Origin of the sequence: Providencia sp. PROV255 (genome assembly GCF_028478065.1) — a bacterium.
In the GTDB taxonomy this organism is placed as follows: domain Bacteria; phylum Pseudomonadota; class Gammaproteobacteria; order Enterobacterales; family Enterobacteriaceae; genus Providencia; species Providencia rettgeri.
Genome location: NZ_JAMPMI010000001.1, coordinates 36,890 through 49,852, shown reverse-complemented (window position 1 = coordinate 49,852; position 12,963 = coordinate 36,890). Strand labels below are relative to the sequence as shown.

General features: G+C 39.7%; 13 protein-coding genes. 6 read left to right on the top strand and 7 right to left on the bottom strand.

Going from position 1 to position 12,963, the window contains the following annotated elements; translation table 11 throughout:
* The first annotated feature begins 24 nt into the window (after positions 1-24).
* On the top strand, positions 25-420 hold the full coding sequence (locus tag PR725_RS00240) for a DUF423 domain-containing protein (protein WP_004908716.1): 396 nt from the start codon (positions 25-27) through the stop codon (positions 418-420).
* The gene (gene rlmM / locus PR725_RS00235; RefSeq protein ID WP_272520700.1) at positions 413-1,516 is read left to right on the top strand and encodes a 23S rRNA (cytidine(2498)-2'-O)-methyltransferase RlmM; all 1,104 of its coding nucleotides are present in this window, start codon (positions 413-415) and stop codon (positions 1,514-1,516) included. Before PR725_RS00240 ends, rlmM begins: the two co-directional genes overlap by 8 nt.
* A 54-nt stretch (positions 1,517-1,570) precedes the next feature.
* Here the strand turns inward: rlmM and xni are convergent, their stop codons facing one another.
* From xni to queF, 3 genes are all read right to left on the bottom strand, one after another.
* Complete coding sequence (gene xni / locus PR725_RS00230) at positions 1,571-2,326, bottom strand: flap endonuclease Xni (protein WP_272567029.1); 756 nt, start codon at positions 2,324-2,326, stop codon at positions 1,571-1,573.
* 18 nt (positions 2,327-2,344) lie between these two features.
* Complete coding sequence (ppnN, locus tag PR725_RS00225; RefSeq protein ID WP_123382299.1) at positions 2,345-3,712, bottom strand: nucleotide 5'-monophosphate nucleosidase PpnN; 1,368 nt, start codon at positions 3,710-3,712, stop codon at positions 2,345-2,347.
* 85 nt (positions 3,713-3,797) lie between these two features.
* Positions 3,798-4,643, bottom strand: coding sequence for an NADPH-dependent 7-cyano-7-deazaguanine reductase QueF (gene queF / locus PR725_RS00220; RefSeq protein WP_004908730.1), 846 nt, complete (start codon positions 4,641-4,643; stop codon positions 3,798-3,800).
* A 146-nt stretch (positions 4,644-4,789) separates the two neighbouring features.
* Here queF and syd point away from each other — a divergent pair, with 146 nt between their 5' ends.
* Positions 4,790-5,350, top strand: coding sequence for a SecY-interacting protein (gene syd / locus PR725_RS00215; RefSeq protein ID WP_004908733.1), 561 nt, complete (start codon positions 4,790-4,792; stop codon positions 5,348-5,350).
* A 463-nt stretch (positions 5,351-5,813) separates the two neighbouring features.
* Here syd and PR725_RS00210 read toward each other — a convergent pair whose 3' ends face one another.
* Entirely contained in the window at positions 5,814-6,710 is an 897-nt protein-coding gene (locus PR725_RS00210; RefSeq protein WP_272567023.1) for a DUF535 family protein, read from the bottom strand.
* 255 nt (positions 6,711-6,965) lie between these two features.
* On the opposite strand from PR725_RS00210, the gene PR725_RS00205 reads away from it, so the two are divergent.
* The 3 genes from PR725_RS00205 to PR725_RS00195 are packed head-to-tail and all read left to right on the top strand — an operon-like array spanning position 6,966 to position 8,541.
* Positions 6,966-7,301, top strand: coding sequence for a YqcC family protein (locus PR725_RS00205; protein ID WP_109911797.1), 336 nt, complete (start codon positions 6,966-6,968; stop codon positions 7,299-7,301).
* Positions 7,302-7,308: 7 nt separating this feature from the next.
* On the top strand, positions 7,309-8,067 hold the full coding sequence (gene truC / locus PR725_RS00200) for a tRNA pseudouridine(65) synthase TruC (protein ID WP_004908740.1): 759 nt from the start codon (positions 7,309-7,311) through the stop codon (positions 8,065-8,067).
* Positions 8,068-8,088: 21 nt separating this feature from the next.
* A complete protein-coding gene (locus PR725_RS00195; protein WP_004908745.1) occupies positions 8,089-8,541 on the top strand; it encodes a flavodoxin in 453 nt (150 codons plus the stop codon).
* A gap of 83 nt (positions 8,542-8,624) precedes the next feature.
* Here PR725_RS00195 and PR725_RS00190 read toward each other — a convergent pair whose 3' ends face one another.
* The 3 genes from PR725_RS00190 to glnD all read right to left on the bottom strand — a co-directional run bounded on the left by PR725_RS00190 (position 8,625) and on the right by glnD (position 12,950).
* A complete protein-coding gene (locus PR725_RS00190) occupies positions 8,625-9,005 on the bottom strand; it encodes a DUF3461 family protein (RefSeq protein ID WP_004908747.1) in 381 nt (126 codons plus the stop codon).
* Positions 9,006-9,423: 418 nt separating this feature from the next.
* Positions 9,424-10,251, bottom strand: coding sequence for a 2,3,4,5-tetrahydropyridine-2,6-dicarboxylate N-succinyltransferase (dapD, locus tag PR725_RS00185; protein WP_004908750.1), 828 nt, complete (start codon positions 10,249-10,251; stop codon positions 9,424-9,426).
* A gap of 62 nt (positions 10,252-10,313) precedes the next feature.
* Positions 10,314-12,950: a bifunctional uridylyltransferase/uridylyl-removing protein GlnD gene (glnD, locus tag PR725_RS00180; protein WP_109911799.1), complete on the bottom strand. Its 2,637-nt coding sequence runs from the start codon at positions 12,948-12,950 to the stop codon at positions 10,314-10,316.
* Positions 12,951-12,963: the final 13 nt, after the last annotated feature.

Genomic DNA, 12,963 nt, shown 5'->3' with positions numbered 1-12,963 from the left:
AGTATTTAAATAAAAGGTGTTACTGTGAATAGTCGTTTGATGTTAATTTTCGCTGGAATTAGTGGCTTCTTTACTGTTGCTTTTGGGGCTATTGGTTCACACGCGTTATCGTCAATTATGAGTGTCCACCAAATGGACTGGATTGAAATCGGGCTACGTTATCAAATGTTGCATACTGTTGCATTGATGGTGCTCGGGGCAATTCTATTACGTAAAATTATTCTGTGGTTCTACTGGTCAGGTGTGTTTTTCTCTGTTGGGATACTTCTTTTTAGCGGTAGCCTTTATTGTATGGCACTATTGCAGGTAAAATACTTTTCTTATTTTACGCCAATAGGTGGTGTATGTTTCCTAATTGGTTGGCTGTTAGTGGTTATTGGCGCTATGCGTCTAAGGAAATCGGCGTCACGCAATGAGTAATAAAATTGCACTATATTGCCGTCCAGGCTTTGAAAAAGAATGTGCAGCAGAGATTACAGATAAAGCTGGGCAAAAAGAAATTTATGGTTTTGCCCGCGTAAAAGAAAATAGTGGTTATGTTATTTTTGAGTGCTACCAAGCAGAAGATGCGGATACACTCGCACGAACGTTACCTTTTCGAGAATTAATTTTTGCTCGTCAAATGATTGTAATAGGGGACTTACTTAAGGATTTACCGCCTGAAGACCGTATTACCCCGATTGTAAATGCATTGAGTCAGCAAGTTGTGCGGGCAGGAGATCTCCGTGTTGAAGTTGCTGATACCAACGAATCGAAAGAATTGCTAAAGTTTTGCCGCAAGTTTACGGTACCTTTGCGTAATGCATTACGTAAAGAAAAAATCTTATTACCACTTGAAAATTTTAAGCGACCAGTTATTCATGTATTCTTTATTGCTCCAGGTTGCTGCTATACCGGGTATTCATATACTAATAATAGTTCGAATTTCTATATGGGGATCCCAAGGTTAAAATTCCCATCAGATGCCCCGAGCCGTTCAACCTTAAAACTTGAGGAAGCTTTCCATGTCTTTATTCCTTATGAAGAATGGGAGGAGCGTCTAGCAAGTGGAATGAAAGCTGTAGATCTTGGAGCATGTCCAGGGGGATGGACTTATCAATTGGTGAAACGCAGTATGATGGTCGATGCTGTAGATAATGGTCCTATGGCGGAAAGCCTTATGGATACAGGGCAAGTTAAGCATCACCGTGAAGATGGTTTTAAATTTAAGCCTACTTCCCATAACATCACTTGGTTAGTCTGTGATATGGTCGAAAAACCAGCTAAAGTTGCTGCATTAATGACGGATTGGCTTGCTCAAGGTTGGTGCCGAGAGGCCATTTTTAACTTAAAATTGCCGATGAAAAAGCGCTATGAAGAAGTCTCACATATCTTAGAAAAGATGAAAATACAGCTTAAAGAACAAGGCGTTAATGTGTTGATTCAAGCGAAGCAGCTTTATCATGACCGAGAAGAAGTGACTGTACATGTGATGAGGATATGGTCGGCGAATCCGATGGCACGTGAGTATTATTAATTCATAAATTCAGTCAATAAAAAGGCCACTAATGAAGTGGCCTTTTTATTTCTACTAGTTGGTTGTATAACGCAGCTGATTTAAATTTCCTTGGAGCACAATATCGGTTCTTAACGTCGCAATATCTCGGCAAATCAATGCAATCTCCTGCTGATTGATTAGCTTTTTCTGCCATTTCTCTTCAACTTTATCTAAATTGGCAAATATATTTTCAATTGAGTGGTATTGCTGCAAGAGTATTGTCGCACTTTTGGGGCCAATGCCCGCGACACCAGGAACTTTACTACTACTGATCCCAGCAAGTCCCCAATAATCAGGGAGCTGCTCAGGAGAAACGCCAAATTCCTTTTCAATAAAAGGGATATCAAGCCAGCGCTTTTGAAAATAATCGCGAATTCTTAAGTTAGGGGCAAGTAGCTGGCAGTAACCTTTATCTGTGGATACGATGGTGACAGTGTGCCCCGAACCTGCAATACGTGTTGCTAAGGTAGCGGCTAAATCATCGGCTTCATCTCCTTCAGACTGCCAACAGTGAATCCCTTTTTCTTTAAATAAGGCTATTAATACGGGGAGCTCAGTATGCAAATCTTCAGGCATAGGTTGCCGACCTGCTTTGTAATCGGGCAGTTTTTCATGACGCCAGCTTTGATGACGCCCTTCTTCATCGAACACCGCAACAACGTGTGTGGCATTAGTGTGGGCGATCAACTGCGATATTGCAGATAAACAAGTTTCTCCACACGGGCTTCCTTGCACCGCGTGGATACGGCGTATTAAGTTTAATGCATCAATAATTAATAAGTGGATCATAAATACGCCATCATTTACTTATTTCACGATTTCATAGCAAGGTTCATATGCCGTACCACCCGGTAATTTCATACGATGTTGCTCAACGAAGCCTTGTAATAGCACATCCATACGCTTCATTAGCTCACTATCGCCGTGAATTTTGAATGGTCCATGCTTTTCTATGGCTTTCATACCAAATTCTTTCACGTTACCAGCCACAATACCGGAGAAAGCACGGCGTAAATCTGAAGCCAATTTTTCAGGGGCTTGCCCTGGATGGAGGTTCAGTGATGCCATATTTTCATGCGTTGGTTCGAATGGATGCTGTAAATCGTGAGCAATTTTAATGGACCAGTTAAAGCTATAGGCATCGCCGGTGCTACGGCGATTTTCTTTAACTTGTGGCATGCTACGTTTCATTACACGAGCGACTTCTGGTGCATCGTCAATAATAATTTGGTAATGCTTACTGGCTTCATCACCTAAAGTGTGACGAATAAAATCGTCTAACACTTCAAAGTATTCTGCACTTTCTTTTGGACCCGTTAAAATCAATGGTAGAACTTGTTCACTGTTGGCTGGGTCCATCAAGATACCAAGTAAATAAAGCAACTCTTCAGCGGTACCAACACCACCAGGGAAGATAATAATCCCATGACCTAATCGAACGAATGCCTCTAAACGTTTTTCGATATCAGGCATAATGATGAGCTCGTTCACTAATGGGTTTGGTGGCTCAGCAGCGATAATTGAAGGTTCAGTTAAACCGATAAAACGGCTATTTTTGTATTGTTGTTGGGCATGGCCAACAGCGGCACCTTTCATTGGTGCTTCCATCGCTCCCGGGCCACAACCAGTACAGATATTGAGTTCACGCAAGCCAAGCTCGTTACCGACCTTACGGCCATATTGGTATTCAATTTCATTAATTGAGTGGCCCCCCCAGCAAACAATCATACTTGGGTCTTCATCAATATGTAGTGCGCGAGCATTACGTAATATAGAGAAAATCATATTGGTGATATGCGTGCCGTTTTCGAGGTCTAGATTAAATTGTTCTTTGGCATGCGTAATCTGCGCATGAACAAATAAAATGTCACGTAAGACGGCAAACAGGTTTGCTTGTAAGGTGCGGATGATTTTACCATCAACAAAGGCTTTTTCTGGGGGCTCGATAAGTTCAAGCTTAACGCCACGTTCACGACGTAATACATTGATATCAAAATTTTTACTTTTTTCTAATAGCTCTTTGCTGCTATCAGTTAAGCTGCCTGAATGCAAAACGGCTAAAGAGCAATTCCTAAATAATTGGTACAAATCGCTACTGGCCGTGCGTTTTAGCATATCAACTTCAAGTTGAGAGAGTAGATCCATAGATCCTAATGGACTGATATGAGTAATCAAGTAGTACTCCTTTACCCCATGGGTTCTTGATATGTGAATTGTACTGCAAATGTATTAATTACATTTACTTTTCAAGCATATATATTTATTGCCGTGATAAGCGACCTAATTCAGGCGTAAATTCTTCATTACTACGCCATGGGTTTATGTCAAGCCCTCCACGGCGAGTATAGCGTGCGTAAACACTTAATTTTTCAGGTTTACATAATTGCATAATATCAGTGAAAATGCGTTCAACACATTGTTCGTGAAACTCATTATGATGGCGAAATGAGACCAAGTAACGTAATAAGGCTTCGCGATCAATTTTTGGTCCACGATAGTGGATCTGCACAGAGCCCCAGTCAGGTTGATTGGTAATTAAACAATTTGATTTTAATAAATGGCTCACTAACGTTTCGTCAACAACTTGTTGCTGGGTACAATTCGCCAAATAGTCACGATTAAACTCATAATTATCAATGTCAATTTCTTGCTCATCAATACATGTGCCAAGTAATGGCTGGATAGGTTGATGAGAAAAGTGCTCTAATTTATGGAGTGTAACGCTTACTTGCCCATTAGCACAGCGGCTTAAATCATTTTGCAAAGCGCTTCGCACATTTTCCCAAGTTTCAAAACGCGTTTGGTTAAAACTGTTTAGATAAAGCTTAAAACTTTTAGACTCAATTAAATTTTCGCTATTTGCATCAACACTAATCGAGCCTATCGCTACTTGGGGAACACCACGCTGATTTAGCCATGAAAGCTCGTACATTGTCCAAATGTCAGCACCGTGAAATGGAAGCGACTTAGCGTGAATGGCTAAAGGATCACGATTTAAGCTACGAGGGACAGCTTGTAATAATGTGGCATCATACTGGTCATGATAAGCCGTTTTTTTCCCAAGAGTTAAATTATTAAGTGCGGGATTATTCTGATAGTGTGACATAGGAGTCCTTATACTTCATAAACTAAAAATGAGGCTAACAGGTAAAAATTGGGATATTTTCTTCGTCTGTGAACTTCTGTCATAATACCATTTATCGGCAACATTGACGCCTTTCTCTTTAAATTGACTACAAAAAATAGATAATTATGAATACATCACATTCTGCCGCACTACATAATTTTACTCAAAAATATGTTTCACAATGGCATCAACAAACGGGGTTACCTCCTGCCTCAACAGATTTATATGGCATTCCATCTCCCTGTATTGTCCGTACAGGTGAAAATTGGGTTTACTGGGAGCCTCAAGCATTTCCAATAAAGGATGCGAACTTGGATAAAGTCGCGACAGCATTGGAGATTAATTTACAAAGTGATATCCATACTTTTTATACGACACAGCTTGCTGGCGATATGAAAGCCACATTTCGTGATATTACGCTGAGTTTAGTGCAGGTTTGGAATGAAGATGACTTCATCCGTTTGCAAGAGAATTTAATTGGTCATTTAGTCACTCAAAAGCGTTTAAAACTATCCCCCACGCTGTTCATTGCGACTTTAGAGTCTGAGATTGAAATGATATCAATGTGTAATCTCACGGGGGAAATTATATTAGAAAAATTTGGTAGTCAGGACCGGCGTGTACTTTCTTCGAATTTAACAAGTTTTCTGGATGAACTAGGGGTTGTCGTTGAACCTCAGGGGTAAGTATTTTTAAGTGGGTTTGTGTAAGTAAATGCCTACAATTGAACTAAGTAATTTCTTAAAAAATGATCTTTATATTGTAATGATAATTATTTAACTTTTAATTTCATGGCGTTACTATCTGGTATGCGATTTTTGCGTGTTTTACTGTGTTATTGTTTATTTTGCTAGGTTGTTTCATTAATAGATTTAATGCATTCTTATCTCGCTGGACAGGGTAAACTCGTTTAGCTTTTTATACCTTCTTGTGAGGTATAAAAATTGTTTAAAACAAAGCGATGGAACGCGACTAGATGACGAATCTATGAATTTGTTTTAATCAACAGGATGTTGAATGACGGGAAGTCATTTTGCAGGATGCGTAAATTTTAAAGTATGGGCCAGTCAGCTTAGGTTGACTGGCTTTTTTAGTTATGAATCACTCGTAGCTAAGTGGTGTTAAAGTGCTAAAGATAATTTATTAAAATTAATACTCTAAGCTAATTGAATTCTTGGTTAACGAGGTAATAATCTCTTGAGTCATGGCATCGCGTAGTGCTTCCCGGCGGCGAAATTCAGCACGACGCTGGCTTTTCACTGACTCAATATCTCGTACAGGCTCTTGAGTGGGTAATTGGAACCAACCATCAGGTGTTTTCGTTGCACTACATTCTTGCCAAAACGTATCGTAGCTTGATTTCAAATGTTGGCTCTTAATATGGCACTGGTTTGAAATTCCTAATATTGATTTTACCTGAAAGAAGCTTGATACGGCATAAATGGCTGACATTAATAAGTTTTTTGGTCTCATACCGTGCATCTGTTTAGTAATCAATCTAACTTGGTCGACACTTTGTTCAGTGGAAGGGCCTTGCAAAGAGCATACGTATAGTTGACCTTCAGGGCCAAAGGAAAAGCTCATTAAATAAATATCGTCGCCCGTTTCATTTTTCAAGTGTAAAGTGAGATCGCCTTCCCGAGGGTATTGAGAATAAATCAAAGTTAATTGAGCGAACTCGCCTGATTTTAATTCAATGTTTGCGACGATAAGCCCTTTTCGCTTAGCAGAAAACATCGCTTCAATAGCTTCAGGTTTAAATGTCTTTTCAATTAAGTTGAGAGTGTAGCTGGCGGTTAATAGCTTTTGCTTTCCGCTCCAGCTTTTATGTAGATACTTATTTATAGGGCGTTCGATAAAATGAGGAACGCTTTCAATAACTGAAGAAAATTGCGCACTACGGTAGTTTTGGCACATAACTTGATAATGCTGATATTGTGACGAAGGTAGCTTTGAAATACGTATTTTTCTTTTTAATTCAATATAGTTAGAATTTAAAGCTTTCCAGACTTTATTTTCTTTACGCCACTGTTTTAGTCGTCCCATAGATAAACCATTTTGTTGTTAATTATTCTGTAAGTACTAAATTGATAAAACATTTAATCTTACATGTGCTATCTGCAACAAAATATAAACGAATCTTATTAAATGAGTTGTTCGATTAATAGCTACGATAATAATTATTATCGATATGCAAAATAAATAAACTTGTATTTGTTAAGGCTTAACCCCATGTATCCGACAGAATTATGATAGAAAATACCGTATATTTGCTGCAGCCATCACTAAATGAGTTTAAGTATGAATATTGAACAACGTATTATTGAGAAACTTCGTCACTTAGAAGAGGAAATGAAATTAAAATCCCTTTGGAATGAACAGCCACCTTCACCTGAAGCTTTTAACAGCATAGAGCCTTTTTGTATTGATACGATGGAGGCTATAGAGTGGCTGCAGTGGATTTTGATACCTCGTCTTCAAATGTTAATTGAACAAGGGGCAGTACTGCCAACTAATTTTGCCGTCGCACCTTATTTTGAAGAAGCTTATAAGCATGATGAAGAAGAACAATACACGCTAATTATTAATTATTTGCGTGAATTAGATGGTTTTTTCTCAACGAAGACCAACGGGTAATTTATTGATGTTGGAAATTATTTATCACGACGAATATCTGGTGGCGGTGAATAAGCCTGCGGGTATGTTAGTGCACCGCAGCTGGTTGGACAGTAAAGAAACCGTATTTGTTATGCAAACATTACGTGACCAAATTGGCCAGTATGTTTATCCCATTCATCGCCTCGATAGGCCTACCTCAGGTATATTACTTTTTGCATTATCGAGCGAGGTTGCAAGGCTGTTATCGGCTCAATTTGAAAACCATCAGTTAGAAAAAGTGTATCACGCTGTTGTTCGTGGTTATTTAACCGAAGAGCAAACCATCGATTATCCGCTATTAGAAGAATTAGATAAAATTGCAGATAAACATGCGTCACGTGAACCTGTTCTACAGGAATGCGTTACCCACTGTAAACCGATAGCAACAGTTGAGTGCGCGATTGCGATTGGGCGATATGAAACATCAAGATTTAGTTTAGTTGAGTTAAAACCTGAAACTGGTCGTAAACATCAATTGAGAAGGCATATGTCTCACCTTCGTCACCCTATTATTGGTGATAGCAAGCATGGAGACTTACGGCAGAATAGAGGAGTGAATACACATTTTTCAGTGTCTCGCTTGATGTTACATGCCAGCTTATTAAATTTAAATCACCCAATAACAAAAGAAAATATATCGTTAGTTGCCACGTGGGATACACAATGGTTGTCATTAATTGAGCAATTTGGATGGTCAGATAAAGTTGCAAAATTAGGGATAAACGTCATTAACTCATCAAGTTAACTATGAAATAGAGGGAATGTTATGTCAAAAATAGGCATTTTTGTTGGAACTGTCTATGGGAACTCTTTAGCTGTTGCGGAAACGGCACAAGAAATTTTAGAGCAGCAAGGGCATGAAGTGGTTGTTTTTGATGAGCCCACCTTGAATGATTGGCAACTTTATAATTCAGGCAATGAAATTGCACTTATTGTTACCTCGTCGACAGGGCAAGGGGATTTGCCTGATACAATCGCCCCGTTATATAGCGAAATCAAAGATGTTGTCGGTTATCAACCGGATTTGCGTTATGGCCTAATTGCTTTAGGCGATAGCAGTTATGAAAGTTTTTGTGGCGCTGGTATTCGTTTTGATGAGTTGTTAGCTGAGCAATCAGCAACCCGTATTGGTGATATTTTATTTATTGATGCGATTGAAGTCGATGTTCCCGAGGAGTTTGCTAAGCCTTGGGTTGAAGCATGGGCTGAGTTACTTTAAATGTCTGCGCCGTAGTATTACCAGTATTAATGATAAATATCGGCAGTACTACGGCGCAGTAAATCAATCGTTTCGCCTGTAAATTATTTACGGGTCAATTTTTCTAGATCCGCTTCAATTTCCGCGATCTTGTTTGAAACCACATGTTCAAGATGACGTAAATCATCAAGAATTTTGTGTTTTAAATCAATATCAGTTTGATCTGTTTGGCAAATTTGGTCTAGTTCTTCGATGGCATAACGCAGGTTAGTGTTAATTTCATTAATTTCTTTGAAATTATTATTACCATCCGCAATGGTTTTACGCTGGCGTGGATATTTGAATTTTACGCTTTTAGCGAAAAACTCCCCTTTATCTTTGCGAAAATAAATTTTTAAAATGTCATTATTCGCTTCTTGGCGTAAGGTGTAGCGGTCGATGTCTTGAGGGTTACTGATGCCTAAACTTTTCAAATTATCGTACATGTTAGCTCGCTTTACTGTAGAGACAGAGTCGGTGAACAAAGTGATAGTGTGAGCAGGCCGTAACAATATCGGTCTATTTCTCGTTAAGAAGTTATCTATTCTACCCATCTGGGTGATAGATTGAATGATGTTATTACGCAAACAGCATCATTATAATGAAAAATAAAATAATACAGTTTTATTAGAGGTAAACGGCAAAAGCTACGGACATATTATGCGCGATTTCTAGAAATTGACAAACTTCTCTTTGCAATTAATGCGCTAATATTAAAAGGTAACGCTGATATGGCCACCCGAGTTGCATACGAGTGTATGCGATTCGGGATAGCTTCGATTTTTAACCTAATTACAATGGCTCATGACAAAAACTTATTATAAAAACCAGTAACAGGTTTGGTATGAGATTCTAGGTGATTAATTACTCATCAATCGTTCTTAATAATTCATTAATACCGACTTTGCCGCGAGTTTTCTCATCGACTTTTTTAACAATGACTGCGCAATATAGGCTATAGCGACCATCTTTTGATGGTAAATTTCCCGATACAACCACGGAACCAGCAGGGACTCGGCCGTAATGAATTTCACCTGTTTCACGGTCATAGATTTTGGTGCTTTGTCCCAGATAAACCCCCATTGAAATAACGGAGCCTTCTTCAACAATCACCCCTTCGACCACTTCGGAACGAGCACCAATAAAGCAGTTGTCTTCAATAATCGTTGGGTTGGCTTGTAGTGGCTCTAAGACACCGCCAATACCCACGCCACCAGATAAATGCACGTTTTTACCAATCTGCGCACATGAGCCCACGGTTGCCCATGTATCCACCATGGTGCCTTCATCAACGTAGGCACCAATATTGACATAAGATGGCATTAATACGCTATTTTTAGCGATATAAGCGCCTTTACGTACAGCCGCTGGAGGAACAACTCGGAAGCCTTCTTTCTCGAAGCGAGCTTGGTCATAATCTGCAAATTTCATCGGCACTTTATCGAAATAACGGCTTTCTGCACCGTCAATCACTTGGTTATCTTGAATGCGAAAGGATAACAAAACCGCTTTTTTCAGCCATTGATGGGTAACCCAAACACCGGCAATTTTTTCAGCTACACGCAATTTGCCGCTATCGAGTAATGCAATGGTATCTAGCACGGCTTGTTTTACCGAACTTGATACAGTATTTGGTGTGATACTGGCTCGCTCTTCGAACGCTTGTTCAATGATCGCTTGTAAATGCTGCATTGATTGTATTTTCCTCTTGAATGACATAAAAGTGAACGTTCACCATGAAAATGTGATGGACGCTATATTTTATCCTTCGATTTTAGGGTTTCTGTCAACCTTTCTGATAACTCTTGTTGCATATTTTTAGTCAACGCTTTGTGATCTTTATCTGCTAACACAAAGAAATCTTCCACTTTTTCGCCAATTGTGGTGATGCGCGCGCCATACAGAGAAATTTCCATTTGAGCAAAAATATGACCGATGCGAGCTAATAAACCAGGTTGGTCCAAAGCGAACAACTCCATATAAGTGCGACGTTCGTTAGTGGAATGTAGAAAATTAACTTTTGTTGGCACGGTAAAGTGACGTAACTTTGACGGTAAAGTACGTGGCTTAGGGAGTGAAATTTCGGGTTGCTGAACGGCTAATAACAACATTTTTCGAATATGATCGTATCTGTCTTTGGATAGGGGGCTACCGTTAGGCTCAAGTACGACGAAGGTATCCATGGCCATATTGTCTTTGTTAGTAAAAATTTGAGCACTGTGAATGCTTAAATTTCGTCGATCTAATTCGCTGGCGACAGCGGCAAATAAATGGGGTTTATCATGGCACCAAATGAAAATTTCTGTTCCGCCATGTTTAGGTTGCGTGCTGATTAACACTAAAGGCTGGCTCAAATCATGGGCTAGTAGGTGCTTAGCATGCCATGCTAATTGGGATGGAGTGTGACGTAAAAAATAATCTGCATGGCAACGAGACCATAACCCTTGTAGTTTTTCTTCATCAATGGATGATTGGCGCAGTAATGATAAAGCCTGATAACGATGGTGACGAATGCGTTCACGTAAGTCAGGGGTGCTTTGCATGCCTTGATTTAACTGGTGTTCTGTTGATAAAAATAGTTCACGAATTAAACTTTGTTTCCAACTATTCCACAGCGTGCTATTTGTCGCACAAATGTCAGCGACAGTTAGACACATCAGGTAGTTAAGCCGTGAAACGGTTTTTACTTCCCCTGCAAATTGTTTAATGACATCAGGATCTTGGATGTCGCGTCGTTGAGCGGTTACTGACATCAATAAGTGATTTTTCACCAACCATGACGCCAATTCAGCTTCTTTGGTAGAAAAATCATGTAGTAAGGCAAAATCATAAACAAACTCAGAGCCGAGATCGGAGTGATCTCCTGAGCGGCCTTTAGCAATATCGTGGAAAATCGCTGCTAATCGTAAAAGCTCAGGTTGCAATAATTTGGGATAAACACTAACGCAAAGAGGGTGATCTCGTCGGTTTTCTTCTAAGGTAAAGCTATCAATTTTTTGCAGCACACGAATAGTATGTTCATCAACGGTATATGCATGGAATAGGTCGAATTGCATTTGCCCGACAATATTGCTCCATAGCGGTGTGTAAGCGCTTAATACACTATGAAGGTGCATGGGAACAAAGGCACCTTTGATTGCTCTGGGGTGGCGTAGAATTTTGATAAACAGTTTTCGGGCTTCAGGAATTTCACATAATGGCACTGAAAGGTTACGGCGTGCATAACGAAGCTGACGTAATGTGGTGGAATAGATCCCTGTAATATTTGGATAGCGAGCCATTTGATAAAACATTTTTAAAATAGCAGCTGGTTGCTTAATAAATAATTCTTCATCAATAACATCAATCAATGACCCGCGTAATTGGAATAGCGAATCAATAGGGCGTGGTTTTTCGTTAGGGTTAAGCGTTAAAATGGCCTCATCAAATAATTGTAATAGCATTTGATTGAGTTCTCTCACCCGGCGAGTGACACGATAGAAATCTTTCATCATTCGTTCAACGGGTTGGTTTTTTTCGCCCTCATAACCCAGTAACCGAGCTACACTAAACTGGCGGTCAAATAGTAGACGATTATCATGACGTTTCACCACTAAATGGAGCGCAAAGCGAATTTTCCATAAAAACATTAAGCACTCTTTGAGTTCTTGGCGCTCTTCTTCGGTGAGAAAGCCAAAGCCCACCATTTCATCGACGGTGGTTGCGCCAAAATGGCGCCTGCCGACCCACAGTAATGTATGGATATCTCGCAATCCCCCTGGGCTACTTTTAATATCAGGTTCTAAATTATAGCTGGTGCTATGGTAGCGTTGATGACGTTCTTGTTGTTCTTCAATTTTTGCAGCAAAAAAGACCGCGGAAGGCCAAAAATCATCGCTAAAAATGGTTTTTTGTAATTGTAAAAACAGGGTGACATCACCACAAATTAGCCGTGATTCAATGAGATTAGTTGCAGTGGTTAGGTCTGCATTTCCGGCTTCAATGCATTCAGCCAGCGAACGAACACTGTGGCCGATATCAAACCGTAGATCCCACAATAGAGTAATAAATTGCCCAATTTCGCTAGCAATGTGCTCTGGAAGAGGGGTTTTGCTTAACACTAAAATATCAATGTCAGAAAGTGGGTGCAATTCATGGCGTCCATAACCCCCAACAGCGATTAGTGACATATCTGGTTGCTTATCAAATTGAAAGGATTGCCATAATCGCGTTAGTAAGGCATCAAGATAGTCACTACGTAAGTGAATGAGATCGACAACATCTTTACCTTGCTTGAAAGCCTCTTCGAGCCACTGATCAAAATTATCGACATGTTGCCTTAATGAATTCAGCTCAAGGTCATGAGTACTAAATTGATTAGGGGGTAGGTAGGAAGCTGAATTTACAGTCATCTTTATCTTTCCG

What these genes read in the sequence shown, in the direction of transcription:
- PR725_RS00195 (WP_004908745.1), top strand. Translation starts at nt 8,089, where the DNA reads ATGTCAAAAATAGGCATTTTTGTTGGAACTGTCTATGGGAACTCTTTA.
- dapD (WP_004908750.1), bottom strand. Translation starts at nt 10,251, where the DNA reads ATGCAGCATTTACAAGCGATCATTGAACAAGCGTTCGAAGAGCGAGCC.
- rlmM (WP_272520700.1), top strand. Translation starts at nt 413, where the DNA reads ATGAGTAATAAAATTGCACTATATTGCCGTCCAGGCTTTGAAAAAGAA.
- PR725_RS00190 (WP_004908747.1), bottom strand. Translation starts at nt 9,005, where the DNA reads ATGTACGATAATTTGAAAAGTTTAGGCATCAGTAACCCTCAAGACATC.
- queF (WP_004908730.1), bottom strand. Translation starts at nt 4,643, where the DNA reads ATGTCACACTATCAGAATAATCCCGCACTTAATAATTTAACTCTTGGG.
- PR725_RS00210 (WP_272567023.1), bottom strand. Translation starts at nt 6,710, where the DNA reads ATGGGACGACTAAAACAGTGGCGTAAAGAAAATAAAGTCTGGAAAGCT.
- syd (WP_004908733.1), top strand. Translation starts at nt 4,790, where the DNA reads ATGAATACATCACATTCTGCCGCACTACATAATTTTACTCAAAAATAT.
- glnD (WP_109911799.1), bottom strand. Translation starts at nt 12,950, where the DNA reads ATGACTGTAAATTCAGCTTCCTACCTACCCCCTAATCAATTTAGTACT.
- PR725_RS00205 (WP_109911797.1), top strand. Translation starts at nt 6,966, where the DNA reads ATGAATATTGAACAACGTATTATTGAGAAACTTCGTCACTTAGAAGAG.
- truC (WP_004908740.1), top strand. Translation starts at nt 7,309, where the DNA reads ATGTTGGAAATTATTTATCACGACGAATATCTGGTGGCGGTGAATAAG.
- xni (WP_272567029.1), bottom strand. Translation starts at nt 2,326, where the DNA reads ATGATCCACTTATTAATTATTGATGCATTAAACTTAATACGCCGTATC.